Here is a 16,055-nt window from a genome sequence, read left to right on the forward strand (position 1 = left end):
ACATTTTAACAACATCAACTTTAGTACTGTGATTTAGTTACGCCGAATTCCTCATCTTAAACTTCAAGGATTCTTTCTCATCTTTTATCACCGAAGTGATAAACTTTAACTTTCTATTAAATTGTAAAAGAGCAGAACAATATTCACTCAAGTGGTGGAGATGACAGGAGTCGAACCTGCGACCCTCTGCGTGCAAAGCAGATGCTCTCCCAACTGAGCTACACCCCCACAGTTAATTTCTCAACCGTTTCGTAAGTGCGTTTCGTTCTGAGGTGACGCTGAATTTAAGGCACCCTAGTTAAAGTGTCAACACTATTTTCACTTTTTTTTTATTTTTTTTGATTTTTTTTACATTTTTTTTCAAAATGATATTAATTATTTATACATTATTATCTTAAGATAATGCTTAGTATAAGCTACAGCTTAAAAAAGCCCCTTTTTTGAGGATTACACATGAAAAAGACCGCGTTTTTCACCATGCTCTTTCTAAGTTGCCAGCTCACTTCGTGCTTTTTTCAAGAAAACATTAGTAATAAAGACAAAAAAAGTGCTGAAAATGAGAATAATTCTCTTTTATTAGTAGATGAGACCGGTACTTCTACTATTTCTGCCGTTATTAAGACTGTTCATGGAAATATAACGATCAAATTTTTTCCAAAAGATGCTCCCGTTAATGTAGAGCGCTTTCTAGAGCTTATTCAAAATGGCTTTTACGATGGTTTACTATTCCATAGAGTAGAAAAGAACTTCGTTATTCAAAGTGGTGATCCTACCAATACAGGTAACGGTGGTAGTGGAAGAAAACTACCTGCAGAGTTTAACTCTCATATACACACACTTGGCACTGTAGGAATGGCACGTTTTCCCAATGATATTAATAGTGCTGATTCGCAATTCTACATTTCTTTAAGTGAAAGTCCTGAATTAGATGGCAAGTATACTATTATAGGTAAAGTAACCAAAGGCCTTGAGATACTTCATAAAATTAATAAGGGTGATAAAATTATTAGTCTTATTCTACTTAAGTAATCCATTCTTGGAGCACATTCTCTTATAAAACATTCACATTAACTTCCAGTATTCATATGATCTTCTTAATCGGAGGTTGTATGAATTTCTTTTTCCTTTTCTTTTTTTTATTAAACCAATCATACGCTATAAGCTTTAGTAATGGAGATACTTTCACTTCACATAAGTTGAGGGGTTCGATTACTATATTATGCAAAGACAATGATCACTCTATGATTAAGAATACTTTTAACTGTGAAGACGAACAGTTGTTTCCCTCTTCATTTGATTATTTTGTTGATGATTTTTTAGACGCTGATTTATTAACCATTTCATATAGAGATCATCACGGTGATGAAAGGGATATGAGTCTTTTTTATGATCCGTCTAACTATAGAAGCGCAAGTAAAGTTAATCTCTGGGCAAATTATTCTAAACATCCTCCACTCCTACACTATGGAGAAAACTTACTAAGTATTAAGGCAATGAAAAAGGGTCTTACTGTTAGAAGGCAGAATTTTTCTGTTTTTGTGGAGAAGGGTTCTAATAAAACTTGTAATAATATCTCCCTTTTCACCCTAGATACAAATGAGTGTTCAAATAAGAATATGGCCTGTTCCTTATATTTTAGTAGTGAAATTTCCTGCAATTAAAAAAAGGCCCATTATCGGGCCTTTTTTTATTCTGTTATTTTGTTTCGATTTTTGAATATCGTATTTTTCAAATAATACTGCCTTAGTGAACAGTAATTCTCTCTCTGTCCTCTCTTTGATACATAGTTATATCTTCCAGAAACTTTCTTATGCTCTACATAGTCATTCCATGCTAATTTTGGACCGTTTTTATACTCTTGCAAAGTAACACCATTACATCTATCAAATATTTTACTTAAAAATTCTCTATTATTTTTCTGGTCACCAGCATAAGGAAGTAATCTAAAACATAAGTTTGCGAGTACATTTTCGGTCATTTTTGCTTTTTCTAACGTCTTATAGATTTGATCTGCAAAAGTTTCAAAGAATATGTCAGTCGTCTCTACTGTAATACCAAGGGAAGTTTCAAATCCAGTCTCAACGACTTCTAGAGGTAAATCTCCTTCTTTTCCATAGGTAGATACAAGCGAGTGTACAAGATCAGATCTTGTCGCATAAAGTATATCTTTTATTCTCTCGGAAAATTTATCATCAGAAACCATCGCTTCCACTTCATAACTCACAAATGATCGAACTTTTCCAAAAAAGAAATCAACTCCTCTATCGTTCAGTTTTAGAATTTTACTTATACATATTGATACTTTTAAAGCTCTTTCATCTATTTCATAATCAATATCTGGCAAAGTTAAATCTGATTTTTCTTCTGTCGTTCTACACAATTCGGGCCATTGGTCGTTAGCAATATCCCTGTGAGCAAGAGCACTTTTTAATAAATAAAGAATCGTATCGTTTATTGCCTTTGTATTTTGAACATCTTTAATTCGATCAAAGTAAGCGTTAAAAATAGTTGGTATCCCACTCTCACATTCTTCAGGATCTTTTACACATGCAATTTCTGTCAAATATGATGAAACTCGTTCGGCGTTCTTAGAAATCATTTTCAAAGAATTGTATGCATTAGTTTTACCTATACTTCCAGTATCCCTTCTTGCCCCGGCCAATACTTGAAATGGATCTGCTGAAATAGTCTTTGCTCTCATAAGATTAACTTCATCAAGTGTCACTTCAACAATTCTCAAAGCATTTGATGTAAATTGAATCCAGTTTTCATCTGAAAAAGTTAATCCACTTGATCTTACATAAGTTCTAAAACTATCACAGGGTGTTCCATCTGAATTACAACTTGGTACATTAGTTATTGCTGGATTGAAAATTTGATAGGCCAACAAACTCATAGATCTCTTTTCAAAAATTGGATTCTCAACCTTGCTTTCACAACTAGATCCATAACAACCAGATGAACCAGTTGATTCAGTTGATGGACTAAGTGTTGGCTCTTTTAAGATATTTGCAAGTCCAACAATACCACCTGCAATAACTTCTGTTTTTTCCACAGTTGTTGTGGCAGTGGAAATCAACTGCCTTCTCATATTTTCATAAGTTTTAATATGATCTTTAATTTTAGTGAGCAGTACCCATTGATCAAAAGGCTTTGAACGCCTTTGCATCTCCCCCTCATCTGAAATCGGACTTCCCGCATGGATTTCAGTTAACCAACGTCTTAATTCGACCATATGTTTAGAAATAAGATCAATACCTTCAAATCGATGAATATCTTTACCAAATTCTTCTTTATAAGTGTCGATTAGGTCCAATGTATCTGCAGCATCACAATATTGATTCGAAAGAGCTTCCGAAACACATCGAACAGCCGTAGGCATTTGAATATCACTTAAATTTTCTAAAAGTTTATTGTGCTTGAAATTAGCAATGAATTGTCCGATTGAATTTACTAATACGCCTCCAGTTGCCAAAGCAATTGCTGTCCCTGGATCAGTGAAAGAACTCGCGGCCATTAGCCCATTACTAATTAATGAAGATATATTTGAAGTTTGCTTATCAAAACATTGTGGACTTTCTGCCCATGACTGTAAAAAACCGTTCACACTAGTTAAAAACTGTGATGTTCCTAGACCAAAATCTTTAGATAAATAGTTAAAACGAGCAATTTCAGATTCAAGCCCTATAATTTCAGATTGTGAATTAAAAATGGCCTCTTCCAAATATTCTCTCTCTGTTTCAGAGAGACCCGGCATATTCATAGCAATTACTTGCTTTCTTACCTGTTGTTCTAGCTTTAATTTATCACCACGAATATTTCTATAAATTTCATAATTTGAATAAGTTTCATGAAAAGGACCAAAAACTCCTGAAAAATCACTACCTGAGTAACAACTTGAATTCTTTTTTATGTCTTCAACAACTGAAATAAGTTTCTGAACATTAATTAATGACCCCCTAACTGCTGAAGTAACAGTCTGTGGACATTGAGAAGAATAGGCATTTAATAAAATTTGGGCCGGCGACAAAGCGGCTAATGTAGAAAAAGAACCCAAAAAGAGTGCCAATGAAATCCATTTCATAATTTTCATCCTGATTTTTTATAAAATTGTAAGAAATTCTCCAAAGTAATGGCAAATTTTGGACTATTGACTAAATATTTAAAATTGCGTGAAAAATTAAAATAAAAGAAAAAAGTTCTGAATATTAACTATAAAGCGTCAATCATTTGCAAGTATGTACAATCAGTGAACATCGAATTGCTGTAAATCCCCAAAAATCGACATTCTTTTTGGCCATAATCTTGCTCCATAAGAATTAAAAAACTTCATTGGATTAATTATGGTTAAAAAAAGACTTCTTCTCATTTCTTCCTTTATTTTAATTCAGCAAACATTTGCCTGGAGCTACACGCCCGAGAATATTTCACAAGCAAAGACAAGTGAAAATGGAATTACTTTAGTTGCGAAATTTCAAAATTTAAAAGAAAAGTCTGTCGAAGCAAGAAGTTGTGCAATCACAGATGAATTTCTAGAAAAACATCGAATTAATAAGATTGAACTACTTAGTGCAATTTCAAGATCTGAACTTGATATCATATGTACAAAGAATACAAATAGTCCTGATATTAGTGAAAAAGACTTAGCAATTTCAATTCAGGCCCATATCCAAGAAAAGAAACAGAAGAAATTCTTCTTCGATTAACAAAAAAAAAGACCCTTTCGGGTCTTTTTTATTTTCCATCTCTTTTGTCGTCTTTAATGTAGATAAAAGTTTTAAGAAGGATTAGAGCTACAACCAGAAATCCGATAATCCACCAAGTTTCGAAATGAAACTGGCCATCTTTTATCGGCACAGTCTTCTCAGATACAATTGAAGAAGTTTTTGATTCGTTTTCCATAATAACATCCTTGTTACAAACAAATTCTATCTAAACATGCTCTCGATTACAAGTACTGCTGCATACAAAAATGCCGAACATGGAATTGCCGCAACAAACTTTAACCACTTTGTTTCTTCATTTAAGTGCATATAAAAATAAGCAACTAAAAATGCTTTTCCAAGCGCAAGGAAAGTAAGTGAACTTCCTTTTTGGAATTTTGTAAGACTCGCCATTCCAGGAATTACTACCTCAATAGCAGTAAGTGCAGCTAGAGCAACGAAAATAATCATATAAAGTTTAAAGTGGCTATGTGGCTTCGTTCCTTCTGACATATATACTCCTTAAAAATTTTCTGTTGAGTTAACTAACAAACCAACGTCAATCATCATTTTATTAACGCTGTCTTTGTCTGAATTATAGTACCCACGAATAAATCCATCGCGATCAACTAATACAAACTTTTCACTGTGGGCGATGTCCATCATTGTAACTTCTTCTCCGTCCACAAGTCCCTTCACTGGCATCTTTTCACCCATAGGAACATTGAATCCATTAACAATTGTTTTATTCAAGTCTTCGAATCCACCTGTTAAAAAATTCCAGATGTATGGATTAGCATTATGTTTACGTGAATATTTAAACAATTCTTCAGGGCTATCGTTCTCTGGATCTACAGTGAAAGAAACTAGAGCAATCTTATTTCCAAGGCCTCTTACTCTTTTTTGAATTTTTTCCATTTCCTGAGTTAGTCTTAAACAAGACGAAGGACAGTTTGTGAAAATAAAGTTCGCAATATAAGTTCTTCCCTTAAGTTCCTCAGTTCCAAATGGTTTTTTGAATTCATTTGTAAAACTATACACAGGAATTTGAGAAATTTTTGGCAATGGAGCAGGTAGCTCTCTCGTAATTGATCTATATATTGGATAAGAAAAGTTCGCGATTACAAAAAGAAGCCAGAAAAGCTTGCTAGTCACAAGCTTTTCTACTTTTGAATTATTTCTTTTGAATCCTAAACTTTTTGTCTCTTCCATAATTATTTAGAAATTGAATCCATTAATGCCTTTCTTGCAGGCGTGTTTTTAAGATCCATTAGATACTTCACGTAGTGAGCAACTGCCCATACGTCTTCATCAGAAATTGTATCTTTCCAGCTTGGCATTGCAGTTCCACCAACACCAGCATTAAGTCTGATATAAAGATCTTGAACTGTTGTTGCTGAACGAACAAAGTCCCAAGTAAATTCAGGTGGCATTGACTTAAATCCCCACTCTGTTTCTTGCATTTTGATCTTGTACATATCTGGATCGAAATCTGTAACTTTCTCACCGTTTACTTTAAGGTTGATGTCACTAAATTCTTTGTGACCAACATAAGCTCTGTGACAAGACTGACAGTTTGCAACCGCGTGATAAACTTCTTTACCTCTTTGGATAGCACTTGATTCGTGAGCTGGGCCATATGGATCTTTTGTAACAACAATCGCAGTTCCTAGCTTCTTATCCTTACCTTCCCAAACAGCTGGTGCGAAAGTTTTGATATATTGAACAACTGCAAACATTTGATCGTGTGTAAGGTCCCAAGGAAGCATTGCTGTTCCGTGTAGTCCTTCTTTAAGAATTTTGTAGAAGTCTCCATCGTGTGGAAGTTCACCAGTTGGAACTTGACCAAACTTGAATACACCTTTTGTAAAATCTCTTGGTGGCACTTGAAGACCTTTCGCCGCAACACCATGTCCATCACCGTTTACACCGTGACATGCCATACAGTATTCCGTATAGATTGACTTCCCTTTGTTTAGTGCAGCTTTTGGCGCATACACTCCACCAGCAAAAACTTTATCCTCTAAAAAGTGTTTCTCACCACATCCCACAAGAGATGCTAAAACACTGAATCCAATTAGAAGCTTAAATGCTTTTCTCATAGCTATCCTCATTATAAAACAAACATCACAACATACATTAAAAGCCAAACGATGCCTAAAAAGTGCCAGAACTTACTCACATTACTTACTGTAGTAATGTATTTGTCATAGTTCTTAGAAACCATCGCTGGAATCAAAAATAACAACGAAATCAAACCTGCAACGATGTGGGCCGCGTGAATCCAAGTTAGAGAATACATTAATGATGGGAAAACCCCACCTTCAACGAAAATTCCCATGTCTTTCATTGAGCTCCAAAGTCTGAATTGAACACCCATGAAGGCGCATCCAAGAACAACTGTGCCAATAAAAGGCAGAAGAAGATTTTCATATTTCTTCTGCTCGAAGAATTCCTCAAACTTCCAAAGGGCCAAACTGCTTAGAGCGATAATAAATGTACTTACCGTTGGTAAGAACAATGGCACTCTTTGCATTCCCATTGGTGGCCACTCGTCGGCCGTTACGCGATAAATCGCATAACCTAAAAGTAAAGTTGCAAAAAGCATTGAAAAAGAAACGAGAAGAAAGATCATCCCAATTGATGATGTGATCTTTCTACCTTCAACGCTTGCGATTTCTGTTCTTGCAACCATTTTTTACCTTACGCCAGTTCTTCAGTTTGATATTGGAAATCTCTTGAACCAGTTAGATTTGGGTTACCAAACTCGTGTGGTCCGCATTTAACAACAGGGATTTCCTTAAAGTTATAGTTCGGTGCTGGAGATGGAATAGTCCATTCAAGTGTTCCAACTTCCCAAGGGTTGTCAGAAGCTTTTTCTTTCTTAAAGAAAACAGCGTGAACAAAGTTAATTACAAAAATAATTTGAGATAGACCCATTACAATTGCTGACCAAGTAATAAATGTATTAATTGGAATCATCTTTTGCATGAAATCGTAAACAAATGGGTTGTATAGACGTCTGTGCATACCTGCGTACCCTACAATCATCATACCCATGAAAATTCCGTTCAGACCTAGCATTGTGATCCAAAAGTGAACTTTTGCCCAAAACTCGTTCATCATAGTTCCAAACATTTTTGGCATCCAGAAGTAACAAGCAGCAAATCCACCAAGAAGAACTGATGCGGCCATAGTGTAGTGGAAGTGACCAACTACAAAGTATGTATCGTGTAGGTAAAGGTCAGTTGTAACTGTACCTAAGTAAAGACCTGTAAGACCACCAAGACCAAATACGAATACTACCCCAAGAGAGAAAAGCATTGGTGAATGGAATCTGATAGATCCTTTCCAAATAGTCCCTAACCAGTTAGCAAAGAAAATTGCAGATGGGATAGAGATAGTCATTGTTAGAGTCATAAATGATTGAGTCAGAAGTGGAGACATCTGAGTCGTAAACATATGGTGACCGTAAACAATTGTTGAAAGAATTGTAATTGAAGTCATTGAAAGAGCTGTTGCTTTCGCTCCAAATGCTGGCTTTCTTGCAAAGAATGAAAGAAGGTCAGATACAATACCCCAAGCTGGAAGAATTAGGATGTAAACTTCAGGGTGACCGAAAATCCAAAATACGTGTTGGAATAAGATCGGGTCCCCTGTCCCAGAAGTTGCAGCAGCACCAGCTAGGAAGAAAGTTGTTCCGAAAACTCTATCAAAGATAAGAAGTAGTACACCAGCTCCAAGAACTGGAAGGAAAATAGCATTAAGAATTGCTGTTAGACCTAGACCCCAAACAGATAGTGGCATATCGAAATATCCCATCCCCGGAGCTCTAAGAACAATAATTGTCGTAATGTAGTTAATTGCACCCATTGTTGACGAAACCCCAAGGACAAAAATGGCCATGGCCCAAAGAGTTTGTCCAACACCTGGAGATCCAATTAGTGTTGAAAGAGTTGGATAAGATGTCCATCCACCTGCAGCGGCACCTAGAGGAGTGAATAGTCCAGCAAGAAGTAAAATCGCTGAAACAAACGCAATCCAAAAAGATAGCATATTAAGTAGAGGGAAAACCATGTCTCTTGCCCCAATCATTAAAGGAATGAGGAAGTTACCAAACGCTCCGATAAGAATTGGAGTGATTGCATAGAAGATCATGATCGTACCGTGCATTGTAAATAGCATGGCGTATGTATCTGGTGGAACTACTCCTCCCGTTTCTGGGAACATTAGTTTACCAATTAAAGGAAAAGCAACTCCAGGGAATGCTAGTGTCCAACGAATCATGAGTGCCATGATTCCACCAACACCTAGGAAGAAGATTCCGTACCATAAAAACTGCTTACCAATGACTTTGTGATCGAATGAAAAAATATACTTCGACAAAAAAGTCTTCGGCGCTTCGTGAATGTGTTGTTCAAAAAATGCCATTTTCTTATATCTCCTTAAAGAGTTCTAATTACTTTTAAATTACCAGTCCCAACGCCAGCCCCAGAAAAGTTCTGGATTTTCTGGATCATTTACTGATAATGCTTTCTCTTCAGCTTCATCCATCCAACGCTTGAAATCTTCTTCAGAGTAAGTTGTAAGGTGAGCTTTCATTCTGTAGTGATATGTTCCACACATTTCAGCACAAGCAATATCCCAATCCCCAGCTTTTGTAGGTTGGAACCAAAGTCTTGTTAAACGTCCAGGAATCGCATCAACTTTTCTTCTCGCATTCGGAAAATAAAGTGAGTGGATAACGTCTTTAGAAAGAATTTGGAAAAGAACTTTTCTCCCAACTGGAAGGCGTAGATCATTTAGATAAACTACGTCGTCTTCAGTATTGAAAACCCCGTCTTTACCTGCATAACGAAAGTTCCATGCCCATTGTTGCGCAAGAACTTCTACCTTAAGTGGATTCTCATCCTCTTTTGGCCAGTTAGCAAAAACGCCAATGTAATCATTGTTCGACATTCTTGTAATGTTCATATCGATACCAATAAATACCGATAGACCAATAATTGTCGCAACAATTACGTGAATCTTTTTGTTCCCGTAAGTGTAGTGCGCTTTCGGATGTCTTTTTGCTGAATAGAAAAAAGAAAAACCAAATAGCCCTGCACATACAAGCGCAAAGAAGAAAATGTTCAGGTAAGTCGTGTAGGCAAATAGCCAATCGATCAAGTGACCATGAACAGAAATATCTTCAGGAGGCGTCATGCGTTCCCAAAGACTCATTGATTTTGTTGCAGTATCAACAGCTGCAGCAGAAAGTAACGGCATAAAAAAACTCATAAACTTTTCCCTTCAAAAATCATGAAGTCATTATAAAAACATATGTCATATTAAAATCTGTTCTATTCTATATTTTTTTGGACGTTTTTTCTACGCTTTAAAGCTCGAAATCGAACCTATCTGAAGAAAATCATGGAACCTAGCAATAAAGGTAAATAAATTATCGACGCCCAAAAATAATTTCTTGCCCAATCTTTTTGCGATGCTTCATCAGATTTAAAGAAGCCAACAAACGAAAGTGCAACAAAAGCTAAATTTAAAATAAAACTAAACCAAGCAAAAACTTTTGTATTAAGCCCATTAACATAAGGCATAATCGCTACAATTGCGAGAACAACTGTAAAGGCCGCAATACCAATCTTCGTTGGACCCATTCCATTTTGGTTTGGATAAACTTTAATGCTCGCCGCACCATAATCCTGTGAATGATAAATTGAAATGGCCAGGAAGTGCGGAAGTTGCCACACGAAAAGAATTGCAAAAAGTACCCAGGCCATCACATCCATCTCACCCATAACAAGCGTCCAACCTAAAACAGGAGGGATTGCGCCAGGAATGGCCCCAACATAGACGGCCGTTGGGCTTTTTTGCTTCAATGGCGTGTAAGCATATAAATATAGAACTGCAGCGATCGCAGCAAGGTACGAAGTCACAGGGTTGATATAGAAATAAATGAGTGGCAAAGAAATAATCAGGCAGACCCAACCATAAACGAGGGCCACGATTGGCTTCATTCTGCCAGCTGGAAGTGGTCGGTCCTTTGTCCTCTCCATCTTCGCATCAACATCTTTTTCGATGTAGCAATTCAAAATGGCCGCGCCCATTACAACAAGTTGCACCAAAAAGAACGATAAAATGGCCTTAAAAAAACCGATTGGTTTAGGAGCGAGTAAAATTCCTACCCCAACAGTAACCATTACAAGTCCTGCAAGCTTTGGCTTTGTCAGCATCACAAGATCAGACCAAAGTGTATGAAGTCCACTTGGGAACATCTTTGATTCAAGATCTTCAAGCATTTTATTAATTGTCCAAAGTTTGAATAAAGCAATAATGGCCGCTGCAAAGTGAAGACTTACAAAAATATCTCTGTTTTCAAATTGAAGTAATTTTTTGGCAGTAAAGGCCAATACAGACAAAAGAACCAAAGTTAGCGACGTGCTTCTCATTAAACTTTGTGCAAACGAACTATTCAAGGCCTTACGACATAATACTACGACATTGGTACTAAAATAGAACGAGATCAGGATTGTCAAAATTCCTAAAAAGCGATGGGCCATATTCAACTGCCCTTCATTAATTGGAGGCCAAAATGAAAATTGCCCGAGTCCCTGAACGACACAAAGGTGAACATCTTCAACGCCGAGGCCACAAACTTTTCCTGCTCCTGATTTTTGAACAAGAAGTCCAAGCATTGCTTGGATGAAAACTAGAGCAAAGCAAAACAAGATACCATTACGAGTATTTGCTTTATAACCTTTTTTAAATTTTTCAATTAGCTCTTGAGCAATGTCAGTTTCTGTTAAAAGTGATTTTAGATTTACCAACGAGCAAATATAGAAAATAGAAAGAGCAAAGTGGCAAATTGAAACAAGTGTAGGCAACTTATAGATCGCACTAACAGCTCCTAGGCCGCCTTCTGTAATGATTATAAAAAAAGGAATAAGCGCTTTTTTCTTCAATACAGTGTCTGTTGTACTTTTTCTGATCGAGAAAGTTACGATAATCGTAAAAATGAAGGCCACCAGTCCGAGGATTCTGTGAAAAGTTGGCAGCATGCCTTCAACTGTGAATGATGTCTCATAACACACTGGCCATGAAGGACAATTAAGTCCAGCACCCGTTTGTTGCAATAGACCTCCGGCCGCCATTAATAGGAAGCCGATGAGGATGAGAATATTTATAAATAAAATATTTTTTTTCATTATTTTCTTGAATACATAGTATGGCCTGTCTTATACCCAAGAGGTCATGCTTGTGCAAGAAAAGGCGTACTTTTTATGCTCTGTTGTTCTTCTTTGGAGCGAGTAAATTTATGTCGCAAAAACAAGTATACTGGAAGCCCATTAACATTACCGCTGCCACTAAATGCACTGGCTGCATCGAGCGCGGAAAGTGGAAATATACGAGCGAAATCCCCGCAATTAACGACAATAAAACAGAAAAAATCATTCCTAAGTTATGAAATCGTAGTCTTGGATTAACGCCACTCATCAAAAAAAGTTTATAAGAAAAGAAACCTTGAATCAGTACTAATAAGATTGAATACGATCTGTGAATATAAAAGACTGGGCCTAGAGTTGAAAGCCAGGCCTCTCTCTCCCCTTCCAGTAATCCTTTTGCAACATGATCAACCGCCTCTCGAACTTGGGTCCCAAGAACAACTTGGATCATTGTCAGAACCATTACAACAATTGAAAGTCTTCTTAAAAGAGTAAAATCCGATTGTGACAGAGTCTTTGTGACAACTTCTTCTTCCAGTAGATATTTCTTTTTTTGTAGAAGTATAAAAACAATCACGATGGCCATTACCATGTGAAGGGTTATGATCACTGGTTTTAAATGTGTTGAAACAACGACTGCACCAAGCCAACCTTGGAAAATGACGGCAATCAAATTAAATTGCGCAAGCCAGAAAATTCGCTTATCTGATTTTCTATAAGAAAATGCTAAAACGGATAGGATGAGAATAAAAAATCCTGTTAGCATTCCAAATAATCTATTTAAATATTCAGTCCATGTTTTAACGACATTGAAATCAGCAATCTCTTTGCCTTTAATAGCAAATTGCATCTTATAATCCGTTGGTAACTGACTAATATCTGTTGGGGGGACAATCTTACCAAAACAAGTTGGCCAATCAGGACACCCTAGTCCAGAACCAGTGCTGCGCACGATGCCACCGATTAAAATTAAGATATAAACAGTTATAAGAACAATGTTAATGAAGCTTTTAAAATTACGTTTACTGACAAATGCCATGGAAAAACTCACCTTGGAAGATTGAGGAACCTCTTTCAAATACAGTAGAATAACTAAAAAAGTCAAAAGAACAAAAGGATGGTTTTGATCATGAACCGAAATATTGGCCCAACATATTATAGCGACTACTTACATCTGAATAAACTTCTTGATAGCCAACATGCTAAATCAAAAGAAGTTGGCCATGAGGCCCATGATGAAATGCTTTTTATTGTTGTTCACCAAGTATACGAACTTTGGTTTAAGCAAATCATCCATGAACTAAAATCAATTAGAGAGACTTTCAGTCTTCCTTCAATTGCTGAGAAAGAACTTTCAAAATGTGTTTTTCGTCTTGAAAGAATAAAAAAAATTCAAGGCCTTCTGTTAAATCAACTTGAAGTTATGGAGACGATGACTCCAATGGATTTTTTAGAATTTAGAGATCTGCTAGTTCCAGCTTCTGGATTTCAAAGCGTTCAGTTTCGAACAATTGAAATTATGATGGGATTAAAAACCACAGATCGTATCGATGTCGATCGTGAATTCTTTACTGGTAGACTAAATGACGAAGACAAAGAAGTTATCAATGAAGTTGAAAAACATGAGTCGCTACTTGTTTTAGTTCAGAATTGGCTAGAGAGAATGCCTTTTACAAAATTCGAAGGTTTCGACTTTTGGAATTCATATCGTGATGCTGTTGAAGGAATGTTTAAAAGAGATGAAGAAATCATTTCAGGAAATATAGCTTCTCTAACAGATAGGGCGAGAGAAATTCAATTAGAAAATCTTAAGGCCACAAAAGAAACTTTCAACTCACTTTTAGACGAAGATGCTCATAATAAACTCATTGAACTTAAGAAAAGAAAGCTCTCAAGAACTGCAACTTTAAATGCTCTTTTCATTCTCATGTATCGTGAGGAACCGATTCTACATCTTCCTTATGTATTTCTTAGAAACCTAATGGACATAGATGAGAACTTTACAACATGGCGCTATCGTCACTCCATCATGGCCCATCGAATGCTAGGAACAAAGATTGGAACGGGAGGAAGCTCTGGTCACGTTTATTTAAAAAGAGCGGCCGATAATAATCGTGTATATAATGATCTTTTTGATCTTTCGACATTTATTATTCCAAAATCTGAGATGCCAAAACTGCCTGTGCAACTAACTGATCATTTAGGTTTTCATTTTAGAGGTTAAAATGTTCAAGAAGTATTATTCAAGATTTCTAGAAGCAAATAAGGGCAAACTTCATATGGCCTGTCACAGTCACCACTATTGGCCAGACTGTACAAGAGAAGCAACGCTAGAGTATTGGGATGATACTGCAAAATATGTGGATGAAAAATGGGGGCATATATTTTCGAATGTTATCCCCAAAGCGCAGAGACTTATTGCTAAAAATTTGAATATTGTAAATCCCTCGAGGATTGCGTTTGCTCCAAACACACACGAGTTGGCCTTTCGTCTTTTGAGTGCTCTTGATTTAAGAAATGAAATCTCAATTCTAACAACTGATAGTGAATATCATTCATTCGAAAGACAAATTCAAAGACTAAGCGAGTGGGAAAACATTAAAGTAAAAAAAATTCCAGTTCTCCCTATCGAAACTTTTGAAGAGCGTTTTTTAGCTGAACAAGAACATACTTACGATCTCGTCTTCTTTAGCCATGTTTTCTTTAACAGTGGACTAGCAGTTAAAGGATTTAAGAATATCGTTAATGCTTTTTACAAAAAGAGTATTGTGGCCGTAGATGGTTACCATGGCTTCATGGCCATTCCAACAGATCTCAGTGATATCGAAAATAAATGCTTCTATATTGCTGGTTCATATAAATATGCTCAAGGTGGAGAAGGCTGCTGTTTCATGTCATGCCCAGACAATGACTTAAGACCAATGCAAACTGGCTGGTTTGCAGAAATGGATAATTTAGAAAATAAAACTGAAGGACAAAACGTTACCTACTCTTCAAGTGGATTCAAATTTGCTGGAGCAACAATGGATTTCACTGCGATGTATAGATTAAACGCGACCCTAGGACTGTTTGACCTTGAGCATATTTCAACTTCAGCTATTCATAAGCATATTCAAAAAATTCAATCAAATTTCCTTAAAGAACTTCCTGAGCATGGTCTCGTAAGCAAGAATTCATTGCTTATAAATGAAGCCGATTACCATGGGCATTTCTTTACATTTCAAATAGGTGATCCCGTAAAGACTAAAGAACTCTATAATCAATTATCAAAAATTGGTATTCAGACAGATTTTAGAAATGATCGACTCAGATTTGGTTTTGGGATGTACCATGATGAAAGCTTAGATTTCTCTTTTTTGAAAAATCTTAATTAAAGATTTTTAAGAAGAAGAAAATGGCCACTCCAGTAATTGAAACATAAATCCAAATTGGAAAAGTGAACTTTGCAATTTTCTTGTGAGATTTAAAATTCCCTCTAAGTCCGTGCCATAAAGTAGCAAATATCATGGGAACCATTACTGTGCTCAAAACAATATGAGTAATAAGAATGAAAAAATAGATTGGCCTAACTAGTCCTTCACCCAAAAATTTCGTATCACCATGGTAGTGGTGATAAATAATATAGCTAATAAGAAAACAAGCTGATGTTGCAGTGGCACCCAACATTGAGGCGATATGCTTAGACTTCTTCCCATTCTTAATAAACCAGTAGCCAACAATCAGTAAAATTGTTGTTAGAGTATTAAGAGCTGCATTCAGAGCAGGTAGATAAGAGATCATTACATGGTCTGAACTACGACCTTCATTCACATAAATTAACCAAAATAAAAAAGCGATAACCAGTGTGCTTACAACACCAATTACCGCATAGGCCTTTTTATCTACTGAGTTAATTTCGCTTGAGCTCATTACGCTTTTGGTTCAGTTATTTGATTCAAATTTCTATTCTTATAGATCGTTCTATAAAGAAGATAGAAAGGAATATAGATAAGTGCGATGAAAATCATTAAAGAATAAACAAGGAACTTATCTTTTGGATTTTGAAGAGAACCTGCGCATGCAGGACAGGCCATAACCTCTCCCGCAAACACAATAAATAAGAAAAAAATTGAAATTAAGTACTTCATCTTTT

17 protein-coding genes and 1 tRNA gene are annotated in these 16,055 nt (G+C 36.2%); 5 read left to right on the top strand and 13 right to left on the bottom strand.

Annotated elements, in window-relative coordinates:
* Positions 1–152: 152 nt before the first annotated feature.
* Positions 153–228: transfer RNA gene (locus tag M899_RS10220), tRNA-Ala, on the bottom strand.
* Between the two features lie 225 nt (positions 229–453).
* Between M899_RS10220 and M899_RS10225 the strand changes: the two genes are divergently transcribed.
* The gene (locus M899_RS10225) at positions 454–1,029 is read left to right on the top strand and encodes a peptidylprolyl isomerase (protein WP_021271435.1); all 576 of its coding nucleotides are present in this window, start codon (positions 454–456) and stop codon (positions 1,027–1,029) included.
* Between the two features lie 212 nt (positions 1,030–1,241).
* A complete protein-coding gene (locus M899_RS10230) occupies positions 1,242–1,661 on the top strand; it encodes a hypothetical protein (RefSeq protein ID WP_034728820.1) in 420 nt (139 codons plus the stop codon).
* Positions 1,662–1,687: 26 nt separating this feature from the next.
* Here the strand turns inward: M899_RS10230 and M899_RS10235 are convergent, their stop codons facing one another.
* Entirely contained in the window at positions 1,688–4,084 is a 2,397-nt protein-coding gene (locus tag M899_RS10235; protein WP_021271403.1) for a hypothetical protein, read from the bottom strand.
* Positions 4,085–4,343: 259 nt separating this feature from the next.
* On the opposite strand from M899_RS10235, the gene M899_RS10240 reads away from it, so the two are divergent.
* Positions 4,344–4,706: a hypothetical protein gene (locus M899_RS10240; protein ID WP_021271418.1), complete on the top strand. Its 363-nt coding sequence runs from the start codon at positions 4,344–4,346 to the stop codon at positions 4,704–4,706.
* Positions 4,707–4,734: 28 nt separating this feature from the next.
* Here M899_RS10240 and M899_RS18400 read toward each other — a convergent pair whose 3' ends face one another.
* The 9 genes from M899_RS18400 to M899_RS10280 form a co-directional block, all read right to left on the bottom strand.
* Positions 4,735–4,902: a hypothetical protein gene (locus tag M899_RS18400; RefSeq protein WP_021271398.1), complete on the bottom strand. Its 168-nt coding sequence runs from the start codon at positions 4,900–4,902 to the stop codon at positions 4,735–4,737.
* A 26-nt stretch (positions 4,903–4,928) separates the two neighbouring features.
* Complete coding sequence (locus tag M899_RS10245; RefSeq protein ID WP_021271466.1) at positions 4,929–5,216, bottom strand: cytochrome C oxidase subunit IV family protein; 288 nt, start codon at positions 5,214–5,216, stop codon at positions 4,929–4,931.
* 9 nt (positions 5,217–5,225) lie between these two features.
* Entirely contained in the window at positions 5,226–5,915 is a 690-nt protein-coding gene (locus M899_RS10250) for an SCO family protein (RefSeq protein ID WP_021271377.1), read from the bottom strand.
* A 2-nt stretch (positions 5,916–5,917) separates the two neighbouring features.
* Positions 5,918–6,805 (bottom strand): c-type cytochrome, encoded by an 888-nt coding sequence (locus tag M899_RS10255; RefSeq protein ID WP_021271426.1) that lies wholly within the window; start codon positions 6,803–6,805, stop codon positions 5,918–5,920.
* An 11-nt stretch (positions 6,806–6,816) separates the two neighbouring features.
* Positions 6,817–7,398, bottom strand: coding sequence for a cytochrome c oxidase subunit 3 (locus tag M899_RS10260; protein ID WP_021271457.1), 582 nt, complete (start codon positions 7,396–7,398; stop codon positions 6,817–6,819).
* An 8-nt stretch (positions 7,399–7,406) separates the two neighbouring features.
* Positions 7,407–9,134, bottom strand: coding sequence for a cytochrome c oxidase subunit I (locus M899_RS10265; protein ID WP_021271432.1), 1,728 nt, complete (start codon positions 9,132–9,134; stop codon positions 7,407–7,409).
* 39 nt (positions 9,135–9,173) lie between these two features.
* Positions 9,174–9,983: a cytochrome c oxidase subunit II gene (locus M899_RS17765; RefSeq protein ID WP_021271392.1), complete on the bottom strand. Its 810-nt coding sequence runs from the start codon at positions 9,981–9,983 to the stop codon at positions 9,174–9,176.
* A gap of 116 nt (positions 9,984–10,099) precedes the next feature.
* A complete protein-coding gene (cyoE, locus tag M899_RS17770; protein ID WP_021271453.1) occupies positions 10,100–11,905 on the bottom strand; it encodes a heme o synthase in 1,806 nt (601 codons plus the stop codon).
* A gap of 73 nt (positions 11,906–11,978) precedes the next feature.
* On the bottom strand, positions 11,979–12,962 hold the full coding sequence (locus M899_RS10280; protein WP_021271406.1) for a COX15/CtaA family protein: 984 nt from the start codon (positions 12,960–12,962) through the stop codon (positions 11,979–11,981).
* Between the two features lie 90 nt (positions 12,963–13,052).
* Between M899_RS10280 and M899_RS10285 the strand changes: the two genes are divergently transcribed.
* Positions 13,053–14,147, top strand: a complete 1,095-nt coding sequence (locus tag M899_RS10285; RefSeq protein ID WP_021271388.1) for a tryptophan 2,3-dioxygenase family protein — start codon at positions 13,053–13,055, stop codon at positions 14,145–14,147.
* Between the two features lies 1 nt (position 14,148).
* Positions 14,149–15,297 carry an aminotransferase class V-fold PLP-dependent enzyme gene (locus tag M899_RS10290; protein WP_021271437.1) on the top strand — a complete coding sequence of 383 codons (1,149 nt, stop codon included), beginning with the start codon at positions 14,149–14,151 and terminating at the stop codon, positions 15,295–15,297.
* On the opposite strand, the gene M899_RS10295 is transcribed toward M899_RS10290, so the two are convergent.
* Together M899_RS10295 and M899_RS18405 are read right to left on the bottom strand one after the other, a co-directional pair.
* The gene (locus tag M899_RS10295; RefSeq protein WP_021271379.1) at positions 15,290–15,832 is read right to left on the bottom strand and encodes a DUF420 domain-containing protein; all 543 of its coding nucleotides are present in this window, start codon (positions 15,830–15,832) and stop codon (positions 15,290–15,292) included. The genes M899_RS10290 and M899_RS10295 overlap by 8 nt on opposite strands.
* Entirely contained in the window at positions 15,832–16,050 is a 219-nt protein-coding gene (locus tag M899_RS18405) for a hypothetical protein (protein ID WP_155897180.1), read from the bottom strand. Before M899_RS18405 ends, M899_RS10295 begins: the two co-directional genes overlap by 1 nt.
* Positions 16,051–16,055: the final 5 nt, after the last annotated feature.

The sequence above is a fragment of the Bacteriovorax sp. BSW11_IV genome (assembly GCF_000447755.1).
GTDB lineage: Bacteria > Bdellovibrionota > Bacteriovoracia > Bacteriovoracales > Bacteriovoracaceae > BSW11-IV.